Raw genomic sequence first — 21,957 nt, forward strand, 5'->3', positions numbered from 1 at the left:
CGGGCAATGCGCATCGTCGGCCTCGGCGGCGGGATCGGTGCCGCCCGACTGTGGCGGGCGCTGCTGGACCGTGTCGACCCGGCCGAGGTCACGATCATCGGCAACACCGGCGACGACCTGTGGATCCACGGCCTGCGGGTCTGCCCGGACCTGGACACCGTGCTCTACGCCCTGACGGGCCGTCAGGATCCCGAGCGGGGCTGGGGCCTGCGCGACGAGACGTGGCGATGCATGGCCGCGCTCGGCGAGCTCGGCGGGGCCGCCTGGTTCAACCTCGGCGACACCGACCTGGCCACCCATCTGTACCGGACCGGTGCGCTGCGGGCCGGGCGTCGGCTGTCCGAGGTGACCGCGGACCTGGCCGCGCGACTGGGCCTGCGGGCCCGGTTGCTGCCGATGACCGACGACGAGGTCGAGACGCACGTCCGCACCGACACGGGCACCGTCCACTACCAGGAGTTCTACATCGCCCGCGGCGCCACGGACCCGGTGCGTGCGGTGGAGTTCCGCGGTGCGGAGCACGCGACCCCGGCACCCGGGGTCCTCGAGGCGATCGCGGCGGCGGACCGGATCATCATCGGGCCGAGCAACCCGGTGGCCAGCATCGGACCGATTCTGGCCGTGCCGGGCATCCGCGACGCGATCAAGGCCGCCGCGGTGCCGGTCATCGGGGTGACGCCGATCGTCAGCGGCGTCGCGATCATCTGCGCGGGGGAGCAGCGGCGGGCCGACAGTCGCACGGCGCTGCTGGCGGCGCTGGGACGCCCCGGCACAGCCGCCGCGGCCGCCGAACTGCTCGCCGGGTTGCTGGACGCGTTCGTCGTCGACCTGGCCGATCGGGACGAGGTCAGCGGATACTCGCCGGGTCCGGACCTGCTGCTCGCGCATACGCTGGCTGACGAGAACGGACAGTTCCGCCGTTTCCGGGAAGTGGATCTGGTGGACCTGTTGTTGTCCTACCGACCGGATCAGCGCTGACCGTTGGAGTAGGTATGACCCTGACGCACCACGAGGCGCTGCCGAACGCCGCCGAGGTGCGCCGTGCGCTGCGCCGGGCCCGCGACGGCGCGACGATCTCCGTCGACGAGGCTCGGGCGTTGCTCGCGGCCCGCGGCGAGGCACTCACCGACCTGATGACCACCGCCGCCCGGGTCCGCGACGCGGGTCTGATCGCGGCCGGGCGACCCGGTGTGGTGACGTTCTCGCCCAAGGTCTTCGTGCCGGTGACCAAGCTGTGCCGCGACCGCTGCCACTACTGCACGTTCGCCCTGACCCCCGGTGAGCTGCGCAACCAGGGGCTGAACCCCTACCTGTCCGCCGACGAGGTGCTCCAGATCTGCCGGGCCGGGGCCGCCGCGGGTTGCAAGGAAGCGCTGTTCACCCTCGGGGACCGCCCCGAGGACCGCTGGGATGTGGCCCGGCAATGGCTCGACGAAGCCGGCTACGACTCGACGTTGGACTACATCCGGTCGTTGGCGATCCGGGTGCTGGAGGAGACCGGCCTGCTGCCGCACCTCAACCCCGGCGTGATGACCTGGTCGGAGCTCGCCCGGCTCAAGCCGGTCGCCCCGTCGATGGGCATGATGCTCGAGACGACTGCGACCCGGTTGTTCACCGAGAAGGGCGGCGCGCACTTCGGCTCCCCGGACAAGGACCCCGCGGTACGCCTGCGGGTGATGGAGGACGCCGGTCGGCACAACGTCCCGTTCACCACCGGCCTGCTGATCGGCATCGGTGAGACGTTGACCGAACGGGCCGAGTCGCTGTTCGCGATCCGCAAGGTGGCCCGGGCCTACGGGCACATCCAGGAAGTGATCATCCAGAACTTCCGCGCCAAGCCCGACACCGCGATGCGCACCTGGCCGGACGCGGAAGTGCAGGAGTACCTGGCCGCGATCGCCACCGCCCGGGTGGTACTCGGCCCGAAGGCCCGCGTGCAGGCCCCGCCGAACCTGTCGGCCCCGCAGGACCTCGCGCCGCTGCTGGGCGCCGGGGTCGACGACTGGGGCGGGGTCTCCCCGCTGACCCCGGACCACGTCAACCCCGAGCGGCCCTGGCCGGCCATCGACGTGCTGCGCAAGGCCACCGCCGACGCCGGGTTCAGGTTGGCCGAACGGCTCACCGTGCACCCGGAGTACGTCCGCGCCGGCGAGCCGTGGATCGACCCGCGGGTGCTGCCGCACGTGCGCGCGCTGACCGACCCGGACACCGGTCTGTCCCGCTCCGGACCGGTCGCGGCCGGCCTGCCCTGGCAGGAGCCCGACCCGGGTTGGGGTGGCGCGGGCAGCGGCCGCACCGACCTGCACACCGCGATCGACACTGAGGGCCGGCGTACCGAGACCCGTTCGGACTTCGACGCCGCCTACGGCGACTGGGACTCCGTGCGCGAGGAGGCCGCTCGCATCCTGTCCGCCCCCGAACGCCTGGACGCCGACGTCCGCGGGGCGTTGCGCGCGGCCGAGGCCGACCCAGCCGGCCTGAGCGACGATCAGGCACTCGCGCTGATGACCTGCGACGGCCCGGCGCTGAGCGCGCTGCTGGAACTGGCCGACTCGATCCGGCGCGACGTGGTCGGTGACGAGGTCACCTACATCGTCAACCGGAACATCAACTTCACCAACGTCTGCTACACCGGCTGCCGGTTCTGCGCCTTCGCCCAACGGCGTACCGACGCCGACGCGTACTCGCTGTCCCTGGTCGAGGTCGCCGACCGCGCGCAGGAGGCCTGGTCCTTCGGGGCCACCGAGGTCTGCATGCAGGGCGGCATCGATCCCGACCTGCCCGGCACCGCCTACTTCGACATCGCCCGGGCGGTGAAGGAACGCGTGCCGGACATGCACGTGCACGCGTTCAGCCCGATGGAGGTCGTCAACGGCGCGACCCGGTCCGGGATGTCGATCCGGGCCTGGCTCGCCGCCGCCCAGGAAGCAGGCCTGGACACCATTCCGGGAACCGCGGCGGAGATCCTGGACGACGAGGTCCGTTGGGTGCTGACCAAGGGGAAGCTGCCGACCTCGGCGTGGATCGAGGTCGTCACGACCGCGCACTCACTGGGCATCCGGTCATCCTCGACGATGATGTACGGCCACGTCGACACTCCGGCCCATTGGGTCGCGCACCTGAAACTGCTTGCCCGCCTGCAATCCGAGACCGGCGGGTTCACCGAGTTCGTCCCCCTGCCCTTCGTGCACCACAGCGCGCCGATCTATCTGGCCGGCGTGGCCCGCCCCGGACCCACCCAACGCGACAACCTGGCCGTCCACGCCATGGCCCGGCTGCTCCTGCACGGGCGCATCGACAACATCCAGACCTCCTGGGTCAAGCTCGGCGTCGAGGGCACCCGCGCGATGCTCGGGGCCGGCGTCAACGACCTCGGCGGCACGCTGATGGAGGAGACGATCTCCCGGATGGCCGGCTCCGAACACGGCTCGGTCAAGACCCCGGCGCAGATCGAGGCCATCGCCACCGGTATCGGCCGGCCGGTGCGCCAGCGCACGACGCGCTACGGACAGGTCGACCCGGAACTGGTCCGGCGCTCGCACGAGGCATTCACCTCGGCACCACGACTGCTGCCGCTGACTACAGCCTGAGGTTCAACGCGCGGCGACGGTGATCACAGCGCTGGAGGCGCCGGCGTAGTGCGGGTCCTCCAGGGAGCGGGCGCGGAAGTCGGTCCGCGGGCTGGCCACGGGCACGACGAACACGGCGCGGCCACGCGAGTCGGTGATCGCCCGGGCTGCTTCGGTCCAGGCCCGCGAACCCTCGAGCTTGTGTTCCAGCACGACGGTCGCCCCGTTGATCGCCTCGCCGTCGGCGGCCAGGTGGACCGCCGTGCCCAGCGATGCGGGCTGCGCCGACCGTACGTCCAACGGCCCGGAGATGGAGACCATCACCGGGACCGATCCGACGAGCATCTGCGTGCTGGCGGCCGCGGTCAGGGCGGTGGTGGTGCCGCCGCCGGCGGGCATGGCAGCTCGCGCGCAGACCAGCACGGCGGCGACACCCAGCACGAGCGTGTGTGGTTTGACCCGTCCACCGAACACGGCGCCCCCTTAGATCAACAAGGAGGCTAGCGGCGATCTCGTGTGACTCCTGGGATTTGAGTGACGCGTGTTGTGAATTTACTTCGGTTCCAGCTTGATCGAGAGACTGTTGATGCAGTACCGCAGCCCGGTCGGGAACTGCGGCGCGTCGTTGAAGACGTGGCCCAGGTGACTGCCGCAGGTCCGGCAGCGCACCTCGACGCGCCTCATGCCGTGCGAGTTGTCGATCACCTGCTCGACCGCGTCGCTGTCGCTCGGGTCGTGGAACGACGGCCAGCCGCAGTGGGCCTCGAACTTCGTGTCCGAGCGGAACAGCTCCGCGCCGCAGGCGCGACAGTTGTAGACGCCGACGGTGTCGGTCTCCACGTACTCCCCGGACCAGGGGCGTTCGGTCCCGGACTCGCGCAGGACGTGGTACTCCTCGGGAGAGAGATCCGCACGCCACTCGTCGTCGGTCTTCTCGACCGGATAGGTAGTCATGTCGTAATTGAACAATCCCGCGGCTGCGTCGATACCAGGGCCCCACTCCCATAGGTTCTACAGGCATGGCAACGCCGTTCGTGGAGCTCGAGGTCGGATCCCGCGTCGTACGGGTCAGCAACCCGGAGAAGATCTACTTCGCCGAGCCGGGCATCCCGAAGCTGGAGCTGGTCGAGTACTACCTCGCCGTGTCCGACGGCATCCTGCGCGCGCTGCGCGATCGCCCCACCACGCTGGAACGCTGGCCCGGCGGGGTGTTCGAGGGCGCGAAGCGCGCCACCCGGGCCGACCCGAGGGGCGACGCGTTCTACCAGAAGCGCGTGCCGCAGGGCGCGCCGGACTGGGTCGAGACCGCCGAGATCACCTTCCCCAGCGGCCGCGCCGCCGACGAGATCTGCCCGACCGAGGCCGCGGTCATCGCGTACTGCGCGAACCTGGGAACGATCACCTTCCATCCGTGGCCGGTCCGCCGGTTCGACGTCGACCACCCCGACGAGTTGCGCATCGACCTCGACCCGCAGCCGGGTACGGATTTCCGCGACGCCGTCGCGGTCGCCGCCTGCGCGCGGGAGGTGCTCGACGAACTGGGCTGGACGGCGTTCCCGAAGACCTCCGGCGGCCGCGGCGTGCACATCTACGTCCGCATCGAGCCGCGTTGGTCGTTCACGCACGTGCGCCACGCCGCCATCGCGTTCGGCCGGGAACTCGAGCGGCGCATGCCCGGGCGGGTCACCACCAAGTGGTGGAAGGAGGAGCGCGGCGAGACCGTGTTCGTCGACTACAACCAGAACGCGCGCGACCGCACCATCGCCAGCGCCTACTCGGTCCGCCCGCAGGCCCACGCCCCGGTCTCCGCGCCGATGCGGTGGGACGAACTGGCCGACGTCGACCCGCGGGATCTGACGGTCCGGACCATGCCCGCCCGCTTCGCCGAGGTCGGCGATCTGCACGCCGCCATCGACGAGATCGCGCACGACCTGAGCCCGCTGCTGGAGTGGTACGACCGCGACATCGCGGACCGCGGACTGGACGACATGCCCTACCCACCGGAGTACCCGAAGATGGCCGGCGAGCCGAAGCGCGTCCAACCGAGCCGGGCCCGCAAGGAGGCCGAGTCGCCGGATTGAGCGGCACGCCGACGGCGGCCCTGGTCAGCCGGTGGGCTGCCCGGTCGAGGGAGCGTCGTCCTGCGGCGGGCTCAGCGTCGGCGCCGTCGAGGGCTCGGCGTTCGGTTGCGGTGCGTCGCTCGGGGCACCCGACGGCGGGCTCGAGGCGTCCGGGGCCGCGGTGGGGCCCGGGGTCTCGGTCGGACCCGGTGTCGGCGTCTCGGTCGGGGCCGGCGTGGCCGCCGGCTGCGGGCGCGGCGGCGTCTTCGGTGGCGGGCCCAACGCCGGCAGGAGCTTCGGCAGCAACGCGACGCCCCCGGCGCTGACCATGCCGGCGCCGTAGAAGCTGTTGGTGTCGAACTTCTCCGAGCAGGTCTGGGTGAACGACTTGGCGCCGTCGGCCTGCTTGAGCGTGTAGCGGTAAGCGGCCGGCCGCGGACAGGACCGACGGTCCACCGAGAGCAGCATCGCCTCCTCGGTCAACCGCGGGTCGAGCACGAGCCGGTCGTTCACGACCGTGCCGAACCGGCTGATCGCCAACGCGGCGACCCCACTCGCGTGCGGTGCGGCCATCGAGGTGCCCTGGAGGTACTGGTAGTAGGCGCAGGTGCCGTTCTCGCAGTCCTTGACGACGAACGGGGTCGTCGGGGTGCCGTTGCCATCGACGTCGCCGACCGAGCGGGCCACCTTCTCCGGGTACGCGCCGAGGATCTGCGCGGTGGGGTCGACCCGGGCGTCCGGGGTGTCGAACGCGTCGCCGCCGGGGGCCGAGAACCGGTTGTACTTGAGGCTGTAGTTCGAGTAGTACGCCTTGCGACCGCTCGGGCCCAACGCGCCGATGGAGACCACGCCGGTGGTCTCGGCGGGCACGGTCAGGCACGAGGAGTCCAGCGTCCGCGGGTAGGAGTGACCCGGCGGGTAGTCCGGACTCTTCGGGTCGAGGGTCACGTGGTCCATGTCGGTGCTCTCGTTGCCCAACGCGCTGATCACGGTGACGTTGTGGTCGCGGGCGTAGCTCACCGCCCGCTGGATCGCCTCGATCGTCGTGCGCTGCTCGGTCTGGGCGGCGGCGTCGTCCTTGGGGTTGTTCGGGCAGTTGAACAGCCACGGGTCCACGTAGAAGCTCAGGTTGACGACGTTCAGCCCGGCGTCGCCGGCGTAGGTCAGCGCGTTGATCACCGGCTGCAGCAGGAAGAACCCGGAGCTCTGCCCGGCCCGTACGTCGACGAGCCGGACGTTCGGCGCCACGCCGGCGATGCCGAGCCCGTTGATCGGGGCGCCGATCACCGAGGCGACGTGGGTGCCGTGCCCGTTGTTGTCGACGCCGACCGGGTCCGTGCAGGACTGCTCCGGGCACGGGCCGTCGGTGACCGGGTTGTCGGTGACGAAGTTGCGCGAGTCGGCGGCGTCGAAGTTCGGGGCGATGTCCGGATGGGACGAGTCCACGCCGGTGTCGACCACGCCGACCCGAACCCGCGGGTCGCCGAGTTCGGTTGCGTAGGAGCCGGTGTCGGTGGCCTGCATCATCGCCATGTCCCACTGGCGGGACCCCAGCGGCTCGGCCTTGGCGGATCCGGCGTCGGAGCGGACCCGGTTCGCGTTCGGGTGCAAGGCGCCGCTGCGCAGCCGCGCCAGCACCGCGGCCCGCTCCGCCGGGGCCAGTCGCTCGACGGCCTCCCGAGCCGCTCGAGTGTCGGGTACCCGCCCGATCGGCCGCTGGTGCGCGGCCCCGAGGACCGCTCCGCCGCGCGCCACCTGCTTCGTGAAATCGAGGTTGGTGCTGCGCACCACGGCCGTCCCGACGTCACGGTTCTCCTCGAGGACCTTGCCGTCGGCCGCCGAGATCGCGGCGCGGGCCGCGCGGGCCGAGTGCGGATCCTTGTAGAGCACGACGTAGTCGACCGGGGCACCGACGCGGTGGTCGGGTTTCACCGAGGCCAGGCTCATTCCCGCGACCGGGACCAGCGCCGCAACCGCGAAAACGCCGAGCTTCAGCCTCAACCCGTGCACCGTGCGCCCTCCGTCGAACCGTCACCTTCCGGGGGCCACGGCTGCATGGCGCAGGCCCCCGCCGCCAACCAGTATGTCCGTTCGGCGAAGTTTCGCCAGGAAGGGGCGGCGCGTCCCGGGTCATGTCAGGACGGTCCTTTACCGGCAATATGCAACCCATGGACCTGCCCGTGATGCCGCCCGTGCTGCCGATGCTCGCCAAGTCCGTCCCGGCGATCCCGACCGGCGATCTGCTCTACGAGCCGAAATGGGACGGCTTCCGGGCGATCGTGTTCCGGGACGGCGACGAGATCGAGATCGGCAGCCGCAACACCAAGCCGATGACCCGGTACTTCCCCGAACTGGTCGAGGCGTTCCGGGCGGAGCTACCGCCGCGGTGCGTGCTGGACGGTGAGATCGTCGTGCCGGACGTCGCCGGTGTCCGGTTGGAGTTCGAGGTCCTCCAGCAACGCATCCACCCGGCGGCCAGTCGGGTGAAGCTGCTGTCCGAGACCACCCCGGCCCGGTTCGTGGCATTCGACCTGCTGGCCCGCGACGACGTCGACCTGACGCAGCGTCAGTTCGCCGAACGGCGCGAGCAACTCCTCGACGCGCTCGCGGGCAGCAAGCCACCGATCCACATCACGCCCGCCACCGCCGACCCGAGCGTCGCGACGGACTGGTTCTCCCGGTTCGAGGGCGCGGGCCTCGACGGCGTCATCGCCAAGCCGTTGACCGGCACGTACACCCCGGACAAGCGCACGATGTTCAAGATCAAGCACGAGCGCACGGCCGACTGCGTGGTGGCCGGGTACCGCACCCACAAGTCCGGCGACGACCTGATCGGGTCGTTGCTGCTCGGCCTGCACACCGCCGAGGGGAAGCTGGCGAGCGTCGGGGTGATCGGGGCGTTCCCGGCGGCCCAGCGCCGGGAACTGTTCGAGCTGCTCCAGGAGTACGTGACCAGCTTCGACGGCCACCCCTGGGCCTGGGCCGAGCAGCAGGCGGGCACGCGCACGCCGCGGGAGTCCGAGCACAGTCGGTGGAACGCGAACAAGGACCTCTCGTTCACGCCGCTGCGCCCGGAACTGGTGGTCGAGGTCCGTTACGACCACATGGAGGGCGTCCGCTTCCGGCACACGGCGCAGTTCGTCCGGTGGCGGCCGGACCGCGACCCGGCCTCGTGCACCTACGAGCAGTTGGTCGAGCCGGTCTCGTTCGACCTGGAGGAGGTCTTCGCCGGTCGGCTGCCGAGCTGATCAGATCTTGCGGTCGCCCACCCGGGAATATCGCAGGAAGAGGTTCTCGGAATCGGTGCAGACCGCGGCGAGATGCATCTGAGTCGGAGTCGCCTGCTCGGGCCCGTCGAGGATCCGTTTCGCCTTGCCGGCCAGCAGCAGCGGGCTGACGGTCAGGCAGAGCTCGTCCAGCAACCCGGCATCGGTGATGGTGGCCAGCCAGCGCGGCCCACCCTCGCAGAGCAACCTGCGGTGGCCGCGTTCGACCAGCGCCGCGACCGCAAGGGCCGGGTCCACCGCGGTGGCACCCACCAGCGCCACATCGGCGACCTCGCGGGCCGCACGCAGCCGGTCCGGCGGCGCCTCGGCGACGGTCAGCAGGATCGTGGGCACCGCGGCAGCGGTGAAGATCGGGGCCGACAGGTCGAGGTTCAGCGAGCGGGACACCAGCGCCATCGCCGCGATGGGCGCCTGCCCGGCCGCGGCCCGAAGGTGGGCATGCTCCGGGTGGGCCCGCTCCGGACCGTACCGTTCGGCGACCGCGGTCGAGGCACCGACCATGATCACGTCGCTCAGCGCGCGCAGCAGCCCCAGCAGGGCGCGGTCGGTGTCGGAGGAGATGTCGCGGGTGAGCCCGTCCGACGCGACAGCCGCGCCCCCCAAAGTGCTCACCATGTTCGCGCGCAGCCACCAACCGTCGGGCGGGTCGGCCGGATAGGCGTACATGTCGGCCCAGTCGTCCAGGTCCATCTGACTTGCCTGGTCCTGCGCGGGCCACATCCGGTAGGTGGACATCCGGCGAGCCTGGCAGATCCACCCCGCGACGCAGGTGCGGGGTCCGCCGCCACCCTTCCGACCCGGAAACCACATCCGGGCCGCGTGTCGGCTGATTTCCTCGGATAATTCGGGCAGAACCGAACAGACGGGGGGTGGACGGTGCGCGGTCGCGTCCCCTTCGCGGTCCTGGTCGCCCTGACTCTGATCGCCACGGTGCTGCTGCCCGGTTCCAAGGCGCCTGCGCGGTCCGTCCACGGCGAACTGGGGCTCTCGCGACTGGCCACCGGCGCGGTCATCGAGAACTCCTACGTGGTCAGCCTGCGCTCCGGCGACCCGGCCGCGGTGGCGGCCGACCACGAGCGCCTGGGCGTGCACGTGGAGAACGTCCTGCGCTCGGCCCTGTCCGGCTACACCGGACGCATGTCCGCGGCACAGGCGACGCGGGTCGCCGCCGACTCCCGGGTCGCCCGGGTGACCCCGGACCGGGTGTTCCGCTCGGCCGCGCAGCAGGTCCCGACCGGGGTGCGGCGGGTGCGGGCCCCGCAGAGTTCCGATCACGCCGGCAAGGGCCACGTCCGCGTGAACTCCGACATCGCCGTCCTCGACACCGGGGTGGACCTCAAGCACCCGGACCTCAACGTGGCCGGCGGCGTCGACTGCGTCCCCGGCACGCACTCCTACGACGACGAACGCGGCCACGGCACCCACATCGCGGGGATCGCGGCCGCGAAGGACGACGGCAGCGGCGTGGTCGGCGTGGCTCCGGGTGCGCGGATCTGGGCCGTGCGGGTGCTTGACGACGCCGGCGACGGCAGCCTCGCCACGCTGATCTGCGGGATCGACTGGGTCACCGCGCATGCGTCGGTGATCAAGGTGGCGAACATGAGCCTGGTCGGGCGCGACGTCGACCGGGGGTGCAACGACGGGGGACTGCACCAGGCCATCTGTCGTTCGGTGGCCGCGGGGGTGGTCTACACGGTGGCCGCCGGCAATGAGGGCGCCGACGCGGTCGACTTCACGCCGGCCTCCTACCCGGAGGTCATCGCGGTCGGTGCGCTGGCCGACTACGACGGGCGCCCGGGCGGGCGGGGGCACGAGCCGGCCGACTGCCCGGGCGGCCCGGACGACCGGTTCGCGAACTTCTCCGACTACGGCGCCCCGATCGCGCTGATCGCGCCGGGCGTGTGCATCCGGTCGACCTGGATGAAGGGCGGCTACGCGACCTTGAGCGGCACGTCGCAGGCCGCGGCCCACGTCGCCGGTGCGGCGGCGCTCTACCGGTCCACACATCCCAGCGCCACGCCGGCGCAGGTCAAGGCGGCGTTGGAGGCCGCGGCCTCGACCGACTGGGACACGCGTTCGGCCCCGGACCACCGGACCTACCGACTGCTGGACGTGTCGCGGTTCTGAGGGCCCGTCAGAACCGGTTGTTCAAAGCAGGCCGTGCTCGGCGAGGAGGCCGAGCACCGCGGCGACACTGTCCTGCAGGCTGTGGCCGGCGGTGTCCAGGCGCAGGTCCGGCTTCTCCGGCACCTCGTACGGGTCGTCCACCCCGGTCAGGCCGGACAGTTCCCCGGCCCGTTGCTTGGCGTACAAGCCCTTGACGTCGCGGGCGGCGCACTCGTCCACCGGCGTGGCGATGTGGACCTCGAGGTAGGTGCTGCCGTCGGCGTCGTGCTTGGCGCGCACCGCGTCGCGCGCCACCGCGTACGGCGCAATCACCGGGACAAGTGCGATCACCCCGTTGCGGGCCAGCACCGCGGCCACGAAGCCGATCCGCCGGACGTTGGTGATGCGGTCGTCGCGGCTGAACCCCAGGTCGGCGGTCAACTCGGTGCGGATCTCGTCGCCGTCGAGCACCTCGACCGCACGACCGGCGGCCCGCAAGCGCTGGGCAGCGGCCCGGGCGATCGTCGACTTGCCCGCACTGGGCAGGCCGGTCAGCCACACCGTGGCACCCGGAGGCGGCGTCACCTGAGCTCCTGTCATGTGTGCAGTCCGCACTCGGTCTTCGAACTGCCGGCCCAACGCCCCGAGCGGGCGTCCTGTCCGGCCATGGTGCGCCGGGTGCACGGCCGGCATCCGATCGACTCGTAACCGTCCATCAGCAACGGGTTCAGCAGGATGCCGTGGTCGGCAACGTACTTGTCCACGTCGTCCGCAGTCCACCGCGCGATCGGGCAGACTTTCACCTTGCCCCGATTGGCATCCCAGGACACGACCGGGGTGTTCGCGCGCGACGGCGTCTCGTCGCGGCGCAATCCGGTGATCCATGCGTCGTAGTCGCGCATGGCGGTGTTCAGCGGGGCGACCTTGCGCAACGCGCAGCAGCGGTCCGGGTCGCGGGCGAACAGGTCCTTGCCGAACGCGGCGTCCTGCCCGGCCACCGACAGCGTCGGCGTCACGTTGATGACGTTGACGTCGTAGACCTCGGATACCGCGTCGCGGGTGCCGATGGTCTCGGCGAAGTGGTAGCCGGTGTCGAGGAACAGCACGTCGATACCGGGCTTGACCCGCGAGGCCAGGTGCGCCACCACCGCATCGGCCATCGACGAGGTCACCGCCAGGCGCTCACCGAAGGTGTCGGCGGCCCATCGCAGGACCTCCAGCGCCGTGGCGTCCTCGAGTTCGACGCCGGCCCTCGTGGCCAACGCCTCGGTCTGCTCGGCCCACCGGGTGTCGCGCTTACGAGCGGGCGCCGACCCGGGGGTGGCCAGGTTCAGTTCGACAACAGTCATGCGATTCCTGACACCTCCATCCCGAGAAAGCGCAACGCAAAAGCCCGCCGACAACTTCCGCACAACCACGCACCGTGCGCCTCGAGCGGACGCAGGTCCTCCTCCGCGCAGTACGGGCAGTGGAAGGGCGCGGCCCGGTCCTCACTCATGACGTAGTTCTGACTATCCGTCAGGCCAGCGCCGACTCGTCGGCCCGGACGCTCCAGGCCGCGAACGTCTCGCCCTGCTCCCGATCGGCCAGGAACCGGCGCAGCACGCGCTCGATGTAGTCCTCGAGGTCGTGCGTGGTCACCTTCAGTCCACGGACCTTGCGACCGAACGCCGCCGAGGTACCCAACGATCCGCCCAGGTGCACCTGGTAGCCCTCCACCGACTCGCCGTCCGGCCCGGGCAGCAGCATGCCCTTCAGGCCGATGTCGGCGGTCTGGAAACGGGCGCAGGCGTTCGGGCAGCCGTTGAGGTTCACCGTCAGCGGCTGGTCGAACTCGGGCAGCCGGCTCTCCATCTCCGAGATCAGCCGGGTGGCGCGGTTCTTGGTGTCGACGATCGCCAGCTTGCAGAACTCGATGCCGGTGCAGGCCATGGTCTGGCGCCGGAACGGGGTGGGACGCACCTGCAGGTCCAACGACTCCAGCGCCTGGACCAGGCTCTCGACCTTCGTGGCCGGGACGTCGAGGATCAACAACTTCTGCTCGACCGTCGTTCGCATCCGGCCGGTGCCGTGCTCCTCGGCGAGATCGACCACCTTCGACAGCAGGCTCCCGGAGATCCGGCCGACAACCGGGGCGAACCCGACGTAGAAGTTGCCGTCCTTCTGCGGGTGCACCCCGAGGTGGTCGCGGAAACCGGCCGGCGGAGCGGCCGGCGCCGGGCCGTCGACGAGTTTGCGCCGCAGGTACTCGGATTCCAGAACATCCCGGAACTTCTGCGCGCCCCAGTCGGCGAGGAGGAACTTCAACCGGGCGCGGTTGCGCAGGCGGCGGTAGCCGTAGTCGCGGAACACGCTGGTGACGCCGTGCCACACCTCGGGCACCTCGTCGAGCGGGATCCAGGCACCGAGCCGTTGGGCGAACATCGGGTTGGTGGAAAGGCCACCGCCGACCCACAGGTCGAAGCCGGGGCCGTGCTCCGGGTGCACCACCCCGACGAAGGAGATGTCGTTGATCTCGTGGACGACGTCCAGATTCGGGTTGCCGGAGATCGCGCTCTTGAACTTGCGCGGCAGGTTGGAGAATTCCGGCGATCCGATCCAGCGGCGGGTGATCTCCTCGATCGCCGGCGTGCCGTCGATGATCTCGTCCGCGGCGATGCCGGCGACAGGGCTGCCCAGGACCACTCGGGGGCAGTCGCCGCAGGCCTCCAGCGTGGTCAGTCCGACGGACTCCAGGCGCGACCAGATCTCCGGCACGTCCTCGATCCGGATCCAGTGCAGCTGGAAGTTCTGCCGGTCGGTCACGTCACAGCTGTCGCGCGCGAACTGCGCGGAGACCTCGGCGATCGTGCGGACCTGCTCCCCGGTCAGCTGCCCGCCGTCGAGGCGGATGCGCATCATGAAGTACTCGTCGTCGAGCTCGTGCGGCTCGAGCACGGCAGTCTTGCCGCCGTCGATCCCGGGCTTGCGCTGGGTGTAGAGCCCCATCCACCGGAAGCGGCCGCGCAGGTCGGCGCTGTCGATCGAGGCGAATCCGGTGTACTGGTACCGGTCGATGATGCGGGCGCGGACGTTGAGCGGATCGTCGTCCTTCTTGATCTGCTCGTTGCCGTTGAGCGGCTCACGGTGGTTCATCGCCCACTGGCCCTGGCCCTTGTGCTTGGCGGAGCGAGCGGCGCGCGAATGGGCAATGGTGGTGGCTTCGTCAGCCATCGCTGGGGTCCTTCGCGGGGTGGTCGGATCAGGCGACCGCGCGACCGGACGCAGCGCGCCAGGGGCGGGCGGCAGCCGGTGACCGGGCGCCCGCTGGAGGAGTGGCGGGGCGCTCAGCAGCCGCGACAAGACATGCTGGAGACCCGACCGAGGTCGATGTGACGACGCTCGACCAGCGCGATCCCGACAGCAGTCATGGGTCCAGGATACCTGGCCTCGCGGACTTTTTCAGGACGGAGACCCGGCTCACACCCGCGACCCACCCTCGCGCGGCGCGTCCGCGTCCGCCACGGGCCGTCCGGACCTGGGCGGGAACTACCGTAGAGGCATGTCAGGCCGCGGCAGCGGGCCCTCCGGGATGCGCCCGGTGCGTCCTACGGTGGACGGAGTCCGCCGCAGCCCATTCGCCCGTGACCTGCGGTGGCTGGTCGTCACCACCGTTCGGATCTGCCTCAAGCACCGGGTCACCGGTCTGGCCGCCGAGATCGGCTTCTTCGCCCTGCTCTCGCTACCGCCGCTGGTGCTCGGGCTGGCAGGCACGTTGGGTTACTTCACCAACATCATCGGCGCGGACACCGTCGACCACTTCCGCAATTCGGTGATCGAACTGGCCCGGCACGCGCTGTCCGACCAGACGGTCGCCGACACGATCATCCCCACGCTGAACGACACCTTGCACGGCGGCCGAGCCGACGTCATCTCGATGGGTTTCCTGCTGGCACTGTGGTCCGGTTCGCGGGCACTGAACGTCACGATCGACACCATCTCGATCATGTACGGGCTCGGTGGCCGCCGCGGCATCATCGCGACCCGGGCCCTGTCGTTCTCGCTCTACGTGGTGAGCCTGGTCGTCGGGATCGTGCTGTTGCCGTTGCTGATCGGCGGCCCGGAATTCTTCGAGTTGGCCCTGCCCGACCAGTTGAGTTGGATCGGCACGATGTACTGGCCGATAATCGTGGTCGGCTCGGTCGCCTCGTTGACCACGCTGTTCTGGGTGGCCTTGCCGGTGCCGAACTCCTGGTGGCGCGGGTTGCCCGGCGCGGCGCTGGCGTTGGGCGGGGCCATGTTGGGCAGCTACTTCCTGCGGGCCACGCTGTCGACCTCGATCGGCGGGACCTCGATCTACGGCCCACTCACCGCGCCGATCGTCGTGCTGATCTGGCTCTACGCGTTGGCAATCGTGATGCTGATCGGCGCCGCGTTCAACGCCGCGACCGACCGGCGCTGGCCGCACCGCTCGGATGCGACCACACTCGACGGCATCCCGGTCATGCACGCGGAGCGGCGGCCCACGGCCCCACTCCGATCCGCGGCCGGGGTGGCACCGAATCAGGAACGGGGCCGGCCACGTGACGGCCCGTGACGACGGGGGAGAAGGCTCTGTGACAGCCAGGCGGATGCTCGGTGCGGTTTGTGGCCTGCTGGCGGCGGCGGCCGGGCTCGGAGTCGCCGAGGGCCTCGCGGCACTGCTGTCGACACCCTCCCCGGTCGTCTCGGTCGGCACCTGGGTCATCGACACCTCACCGGCCTCGCTGACCCGGTGGGCGATCGAGCACTTCCAGGCCAACGACAAGCGGGTGCTGGTCACCGGCGTCCTGTCGACCGTCGCGGTGTTGGCGGCGGTGGCCGGCGCGATCGGGGTCCGGGCCCGGCGCGTGGCGCTGCTGATGACCGCGGCGATCGGGCTGGTCGCGGTCGTGGCCGTGGCCACGGTGCGCGGGGCCCACGACTCCCCGCTGGTCCGGGTCGTCCCCGCCCTGATCGCGCTGCTGGTCAGCACCGGCGCGCTGGTCCGGCTGCTGCGGACGTTGCCCGAACCGGTCGTGGCACCGGCCGTCCGGGAGCCCGAGCCGGTCGCCGCCCGGGCGAGCGTGACGGTGCGGGAGCGCGAGCCGACCACGTCGGCCCTGGAACGTCCCGCGGTGATCATCCCCGGGCGGCGGCCGGGCGGGGGTGGCCCGGCGCGACGCGAGTTCGTCCGGGTCGTCGGAACGGTCGGAGCGCTCGCCGTCGGCGGGGGACTGGTCCGGGAGTTGGCCGGGTCGGGCCACGGCCGACGCGGCGTAGTAACGGCGCTGCCCGCGCCGTTCAGTCCGGCGCCGGCGGTCGGCGTCGCCGACTTCAACATCCCCGGGCTGGCCCCGTACTTCACGACGAACATGGACTTCTACCGGGTCGACACCTCCATCCAGGTGCCGCTGCTGGACGCTCGGACCTGGCAACTGCGCATCGACGGCATGGTCGAGAACCCGATCACGATCGGCTACGAAGACCTGCTCCGCGCCCAGTTGATCGAGCGGGACGTGACGCTGACCTGCGTCTCCAACGAGGTGGGCGGGAACCTGGTCGGCAACGCCCGCTGGCTCGGCCTGCCGCTGCGCAACCTGTTGGCGGCCGCGAAACCCAAGGCCGGCGCGGACGCGATCCGCTCGCACTCGGTCGACGGCTGGACCGCAGGCACCCCGCTGTCCGCGCTGACCGACCCGGGCCGCGACGCGATGCTGGCGATCGCGATGAACGGCGTCCCGTTGCCGGCCGAGCACGGCTACCCGGTCCGGGTGGTCGTGCCGGGCCTCTACGGCTACGTGTCGGCCACCAAGTGGGTGACCCGCATCGAGGTGACGCGCTTCGCCGATTTCCAGGCTTATTGGACGCAGCGCGGCTGGGCCCCGCAGGGCCCGATCAAGACCCAGTCGCGTATCGACGTCCCGCACCCGTACGCCGACGTCCGGGCCGGCGCCGAGACGATCGCCGGGGTCGCGTGGGCCCAGCACCGCGGCATCTCCAAGGTCGAGGTCAGCGTCGACGACCAGCCGTGGCAGACCGCGGCGTTGGCCCCGTGGGCGAACCCGGACACCTGGCGCCAGTGGCGGCTGCCGTGGACGCCGGGGGTCGGGACCCACAACCTGACCGTTCGCGCCACCGACGCGACCGGGGCACTGCAGGTGCAGGCGAACTCCGCGCCGGACCCGGACGGGGCGACCGGCTGGGACACCTTCCCGACCCGGGTCGTCGCCTGATCCGGCGGTGTGTCGTCCATCCGCCGGTCACCCCTTGACAACGTTTTCCGCCGGCTCAGCCGGATTTTGCCGCTAGCTACGTAGCGTGTTCCTACGGTGATGGGGAGAGACCAGTCCGCGGAGACCGGTCAGTGGTTTTGCGAAAGGCCGGGGCGTGCGACTGACGGGCAAACCGTTGCTGCTGCTTGCAGCGGTCGCCGCGCTGATGCTCCCGGTCGCCTGTCTCTGGTACTGGTCGCGGCCGGAGCGGCTGCGGCGGGCCCGCGTCCCCGTCCGGTTCAGCCTGTTCCTGTCCAGCCAACTGGCCGTCGTGTTCGTGGTCGGCCTCGCGCTGAACGACTACGGACAGTTCTACTCCAGCTGGTCCGACCTGCTCGGCACCGGACCGACGGCAGCCGTCGACCATCCGTCGGCGCACTTCGGCGGCACCGACCTGAACATCCACCCGTTCGTGAAGCCGGCGTTCCTCGACCGCGGCATGCCCGAGATCCCGTCGGACGCCGCCAAGTGGAACGTGCAGGGCTGGTCGCAGCAGTCCGAGTGGGCGACCCGCGGCGCGATCGTGAGCACCCAGGTCACCGGCCCGGTCTCCAACCTGGCGCAGCAGGCATTGGTCTATCTGCCGCCACGCTACTTCCGGGCCGGGCCGGACAACCGCAAGCTGCCGGTGGTCGAGGTGCTGACCGGGTTCCCCGGCGACGCGTCGAACCTGGTCAGCCGGATGCACTACCCGGACATCCTCTCCGAGGAGATCGCGGCCGGTACGGCGCAGGACGTGGTGCTGGTGATGATGCGCCCGGCCCCGACGTTCCCCTGGGACACCGAGTGCACCGACGTCCCCGGCGGGCCGCAGACGGTGCAGTTCTTCACCGAGGACGTGCCGAGCTCGATCACTTCGCAGTTCAGCCTGGCGCCCACCGGCTGGGCCGTGGCCGGGGACTCCACCGGCGGGTACTGCTCGGCGAAGATCGCGCTGATGGACCCGAGCCGGTTCGCGGCCTCGGCGGTGCTGTCCGGCTACTTCAAGCCGTCGACCGACCTGACCACCCGCGGGATCTTCAGCGGCAACAAGGCGTTCTACAACGAGAACGACCTGACCTGGCGGATGAGCCACGACCAGATCCCGCCGATCTCGATGCTCATCGCCACCGCGAAGGACGAACGCGGTGCCGACGGCTACGCCACCGCGCAGTCGTGGCTGGATTCGGTCAAGGCACCGATGTCGGCCGACGAGCTACTGCTGGACGAGGGCGGTCACAATTTCAACACCTGGAGCCGCGAGATCCCCTACGCGCTCCAGTGGCTGAGCGAGCACCTGCCCTCAGCTTGACCGCATCGGACCGCGGTCAGGCCGGCACGACTCGGCGCCGGTTCTCCTCAAGCGCGCTGGGCGCGGGGCCGTTCGATCCGGGGAGGACCGAGGATTCGGCCGGGACCGGGGCGAGATGGACGGTGCTGCCCGGGAGTCGGGAGCTGAGCCACGACAGGTCGTAGGGCAGCTGCCGCTCGAATGCCGCGAAGTCGTGGCCGTTCCCGTCGAGTACCAGCTGCTCGGAGGTCATCGGGGAGTGGATCAGCTTCGCCCATTGCTCGGCGACGGGGTGGCCCATCGAGGTCCGGTTGTCGTCCCTACCGCTGGTCAGCAGCAGCGAGGCGTTCGGCAGGGGCTGGTTCTGCAGCCGCCAGCCCAGGTCGTTCTGGTTGCGCACGGTCGGGTCGTTGAACGTGCCCTGGGTACTGGCGTCCGTCGGCGGGTGGAACGTCCCGGCCATCTCGGCCGCGGCGGGGAAGTCCGCGGGGTCCGTGAGCGAGATCTTCGCCGCGCAGTATCCGCCGCCGGAGTAGCCGACGGTCATCCCGGGCGCAGTGTTGAGCCCGAAGTAGTGCCGGACCTCGGTGGGCAGCGCCTTGCTGTAGAAGCTGAGCGTCTGCGGCCCGTTGGGCACGTCGGTGCACGCGGTGTTGACCGGCCCGGCAGCATCCGGTCGCATCATCAGCACGACCATCGGGGTGATCTCGCCGGACTTGATGCCGGCCAGCACCGCGTCGACGAGGTGGACCTTGGAGACCAGGTAGTCGGTCGGGCCGGGGAAGCTGGTGAACGCCTCGAGGATCGGCAGGTCCTTGCGGCCGTTGGGCCCGAAGTACTGCGGCGGCAGGTAGATGTAGAGCTTCTGGCTCAGCGGGCCCGAGGTGAACGTGTTGACCGCCGTGACCCCGGTGTCGACCCACTTGTCCGGCGGGGTGTCGCCGAGGATCCGCCAGATCCGACCGTCCGGTGCCGGGGCCTGCTGCGACCCCAGCCGGAAGTCCCGATCGGCGTAGGCGCTCGGGTTCGCGCTGACCGCCGGGTCGGGCTGGTCGGAGGTGGCCGAGTCCGAGGCGGAGATCTTCTCGTGGCCGAACGCGCCGGTGACGAAGTGGTACGCCTGCGACCAGGAGTCGACGAACCCGGCGTAGTCGTTGAGTGCGACGAACGCGAACACCAGGGCCGCCGTCTCACCGAGCCCGAGCAGCGCGAGCCGGCCGACCACCTGTTGCCACTTGGACCCGCGTACACGGTCCCAGAGGACGACCGCGACCAACGGGGAGAGCAGAGCCAGAACCGCGGTGAGCCACAGGACCGGTTTGCCGGTCAGCGACACAGCGGCTCCTTCTCCTCGTCCTGCGGATCGAGCGAACGCGAATTGCGTCGGCCGATCGTAGGCATCACGAGGAACGCCTCCGCGCGCAGCGCCGCGATCGCCACGCTGGGGATCTCCAGAGAGCCCGGGTAGCACATGTACCGCGGGACCCATTCCGGCTCGAACTTGGCGTTGAACCGGGCCAACTGCTCGATCTGCCACCACTTCGAGCCGATGACCAGCAGCTTGCGCCAGGCCTTGGCGATCGGCCCGGCACCGAGCTGGGCACCGCGCTCCAGAGCGGCTCGGAACACCGCGAAATTCAACGAGACCCGTTCGATCCCGATCGAGGTGGCGTGGCTCAGCACAACGACGATCAGCGCCTCGTTGACACCGTTCTCCGCGGCCGGGTCGCGACGCATGACGTCCAGCGAGAGGCCCGTCCGGCCCCACGGCACGAACTGCAGCAGCGCACGCAGCTTCCCGTCGGCGTCATGCGCGGTGGCGATCATCCCGTCGGCCTCCCGCGGGTCGCCGAGGCGACCCAGGGCCATCGAGAAGCCGCGCTCCACCCCGCCCTGACGCCAGCGCTCGGCCGCCGTCATCAGCTCGGCCCACTCGGCGCGGTCGACGTCGCCACAGCGGCGCACCTGCAGCCGGTACCCGGCCCGCTCGATCCGGCCGCACGCCTGGCGCACGCCGCGCATCGAGCGACCCTCCAGGCTGAACTCGTCGGTGTGGACGACCGCCTCGTCACCGAGCTCGAGCGCGTCCAGCCCGGCACGCGACCAGGCGACGCCGCCGCGCTCGCTGCAGCCCATGACCGCCGGCACCCAGGCGGAGTCGCCGGCTCGGGTCAGGAACGCATCGATCGCGCCGGGCCAGGCCTCCGGGTCGCCGAGCGGGTCGCCGGCTGCCAGCGCGACGCCGCCGACCACGCGGAAGGAGACCGCGGACTTGCCCGACGGCGACACGATCAGCTGCCGGTCGTCGCGGTTGGCGAAGTAGGCCAACGAGTCCTGCTCGCCGTGCGAGCGGATCAGCGCCGCCAGCACCTCGTTCTGGGCCGGGGTCCGCCGCGGCGGACCGGGCGGCCGGACCAGCAGCACGGACAACGCCGCGAGCAGCGAGATCGCGCCCAGGCCGGCGAGCACCGCGTGGACCAGGTTGCCCGCGCCGTGACTGCCGAAGTGCAGCGGGCCGCGCACGCCGATGAAGCCGAGCAGCACCTGCCACAGCTTCGACCGCAACTGCGGGTTGCCGATCAGCGTGTGCCCGTTCTCCCGGATCAGGATCAGGCCGAATGCGATGTCGACGGCGAACAGCAGCCCCAGGAAGATCAGCCGCACCCGTTGTGGCGGGACCGAGGAGGCCGCCCGGAAATGCTTGCGGGAGACGATCAGCAGCACCACCAGCGCGATGCAGAGGCTCGCCTCCTCGACGTCGAGGCCCTTAGCCAGATGCAGAATCGTGATGATGATCGCCAGTACGAGCGCCGCGAACCAGGCTCGCTTCTGCCGGCGCCGCAGCCCGTAGGACAACAACATGAGCGCGATTCCGAACGCGGCCGTGCTGCCCGCGGCGGTGGCCGGCACACCCGGCCCGAGCAGGTGACGCACGTTGTGCAACCGGGTGCGGTAGGCAGGGGTGATCGCGCTGAACACCGAGACGACGCCCGCGATGAATGTCAGCAGCGCCGCGATGCGCGGGACCAGCTCGCCACGTTTGCGCAGCGCGTCGACCCACGGGTGCAGCACATCGGCGACGGGCTGCGTCGGCTTGCGTTCGGGGGCTTGGCGGTCCTGTGCTTCAGACACTGGACCGCGCGGGCGGCGACTCAATTCCGGCTCCGTCCGGGACGTGGTGCGGATTGCGACCGCGCGTCGTGCAAGCTCGGATCAGCTAGGTGCAGCGGTTCGGGCTGCCGCACACGGCACCGTTGTTCCGATCAGTTCGACCGGAAAAAGGTTATGGCTTACCTCGCGAATGCGGCGGCGAAACGCATTCCGGCACCATCACCTCTTGCCTTCAGCTCACAGTCTACCGATTTCCCACGCACCTCCAGCCTGCCGCGGCGG

General features: G+C 70.7%; 17 protein-coding genes. 8 read left to right on the forward strand and 9 right to left on the reverse strand.

Annotated elements, in window-relative coordinates:
• Positions 1-6 precede the first annotated feature (6 nt).
• Positions 7-978: a 2-phospho-L-lactate transferase gene (cofD, locus tag VHU88_23430; protein HEX3614659.1), complete on the forward strand. Its 972-nt coding sequence runs from the start codon at positions 7-9 to the stop codon at positions 976-978.
• A gap of 14 nt (positions 979-992) precedes the next feature.
• Entirely contained in the window at positions 993-3,590 is a 2,598-nt protein-coding gene (locus VHU88_23435; protein HEX3614660.1) for a bifunctional FO biosynthesis protein CofGH, read from the forward strand.
• 3 nt (positions 3,591-3,593) lie between these two features.
• On the opposite strand, the gene VHU88_23440 is transcribed toward VHU88_23435, so the two are convergent.
• Positions 3,594-4,043, reverse strand: a complete 450-nt coding sequence (locus VHU88_23440; GenBank protein HEX3614661.1) for a hypothetical protein — start codon at positions 4,041-4,043, stop codon at positions 3,594-3,596.
• 78 nt (positions 4,044-4,121) lie between these two features.
• A complete protein-coding gene (gene msrB / locus VHU88_23445) occupies positions 4,122-4,523 on the reverse strand; it encodes a peptide-methionine (R)-S-oxide reductase MsrB (GenBank protein ID HEX3614662.1) in 402 nt (133 codons plus the stop codon).
• Positions 4,524-4,588: 65 nt separating this feature from the next.
• Between msrB and VHU88_23450 the strand changes: the two genes are divergently transcribed.
• Entirely contained in the window at positions 4,589-5,650 is a 1,062-nt protein-coding gene (locus VHU88_23450) for a DNA polymerase domain-containing protein (protein HEX3614663.1), read from the forward strand.
• Positions 5,651-5,674: 24 nt separating this feature from the next.
• Here the strand turns inward: VHU88_23450 and VHU88_23455 are convergent, their stop codons facing one another.
• Positions 5,675-7,639, reverse strand: a complete 1,965-nt coding sequence (locus VHU88_23455) for a S8 family serine peptidase (GenBank protein HEX3614664.1) — start codon at positions 7,637-7,639, stop codon at positions 5,675-5,677.
• A 158-nt stretch (positions 7,640-7,797) separates the two neighbouring features.
• Between VHU88_23455 and VHU88_23460 the strand changes: the two genes are divergently transcribed.
• On the forward strand, positions 7,798-8,877 hold the full coding sequence (locus tag VHU88_23460) for an ATP-dependent DNA ligase (protein ID HEX3614665.1): 1,080 nt from the start codon (positions 7,798-7,800) through the stop codon (positions 8,875-8,877).
• Here VHU88_23460 and VHU88_23465 read toward each other — a convergent pair whose 3' ends face one another.
• Positions 8,878-9,651, reverse strand: a complete 774-nt coding sequence (locus VHU88_23465) for a dihydrofolate reductase family protein (GenBank protein HEX3614666.1) — start codon at positions 9,649-9,651, stop codon at positions 8,878-8,880.
• Between the two features lie 141 nt (positions 9,652-9,792).
• Here VHU88_23465 and VHU88_23470 point away from each other — a divergent pair, with 141 nt between their 5' ends.
• Positions 9,793-11,043: a S8 family serine peptidase gene (locus tag VHU88_23470; GenBank protein HEX3614667.1), complete on the forward strand. Its 1,251-nt coding sequence runs from the start codon at positions 9,793-9,795 to the stop codon at positions 11,041-11,043.
• A gap of 21 nt (positions 11,044-11,064) precedes the next feature.
• Here the strand turns inward: VHU88_23470 and cysC are convergent, their stop codons facing one another.
• From cysC to VHU88_23485, 3 genes are all read right to left on the reverse strand, one after another.
• Positions 11,065-11,607 (reverse strand): adenylyl-sulfate kinase, encoded by a 543-nt coding sequence (cysC, locus tag VHU88_23475; GenBank protein HEX3614668.1) that lies wholly within the window; start codon positions 11,605-11,607, stop codon positions 11,065-11,067.
• A gap of 11 nt (positions 11,608-11,618) precedes the next feature.
• Positions 11,619-12,371 carry a phosphoadenylyl-sulfate reductase gene (locus VHU88_23480; GenBank protein ID HEX3614669.1) on the reverse strand — a complete coding sequence of 251 codons (753 nt, stop codon included), beginning with the start codon at positions 12,369-12,371 and terminating at the stop codon, positions 11,619-11,621.
• Between the two features lie 169 nt (positions 12,372-12,540).
• Positions 12,541-14,235 (reverse strand): nitrite/sulfite reductase, encoded by a 1,695-nt coding sequence (locus tag VHU88_23485; protein HEX3614670.1) that lies wholly within the window; start codon positions 14,233-14,235, stop codon positions 12,541-12,543.
• Between the two features lie 328 nt (positions 14,236-14,563).
• Between VHU88_23485 and VHU88_23490 the strand changes: the two genes are divergently transcribed.
• The 3 genes from VHU88_23490 (at position 14,564) to VHU88_23500 (ending at position 18,585) form a co-directional block, all read left to right on the forward strand.
• Positions 14,564-15,598 (forward strand): YihY/virulence factor BrkB family protein, encoded by a 1,035-nt coding sequence (locus VHU88_23490; protein ID HEX3614671.1) that lies wholly within the window; start codon positions 14,564-14,566, stop codon positions 15,596-15,598.
• A 19-nt stretch (positions 15,599-15,617) separates the two neighbouring features.
• Positions 15,618-17,255, forward strand: a complete 1,638-nt coding sequence (locus VHU88_23495; protein HEX3614672.1) for a molybdopterin-dependent oxidoreductase — start codon at positions 15,618-15,620, stop codon at positions 17,253-17,255.
• 154 nt (positions 17,256-17,409) lie between these two features.
• The gene (locus VHU88_23500; protein ID HEX3614673.1) at positions 17,410-18,585 is read left to right on the forward strand and encodes an alpha/beta hydrolase-fold protein; all 1,176 of its coding nucleotides are present in this window, start codon (positions 17,410-17,412) and stop codon (positions 18,583-18,585) included.
• Positions 18,586-18,601: 16 nt separating this feature from the next.
• Here VHU88_23500 and VHU88_23505 read toward each other — a convergent pair whose 3' ends face one another.
• A complete protein-coding gene (locus tag VHU88_23505) occupies positions 18,602-19,900 on the reverse strand; it encodes a hypothetical protein (GenBank protein HEX3614674.1) in 1,299 nt (432 codons plus the stop codon).
• Positions 19,891-21,696, reverse strand: coding sequence for a phosphatidylglycerol lysyltransferase domain-containing protein (locus VHU88_23510; protein HEX3614675.1), 1,806 nt, complete (start codon positions 21,694-21,696; stop codon positions 19,891-19,893). Before VHU88_23510 ends, VHU88_23505 begins: the two co-directional genes overlap by 10 nt.
• Positions 21,697-21,957: the final 261 nt, after the last annotated feature.

Source organism: Sporichthyaceae bacterium (genome assembly GCA_036269075.1).
GTDB lineage: Bacteria > Actinomycetota > Actinomycetes > Sporichthyales > Sporichthyaceae > DASQPJ01.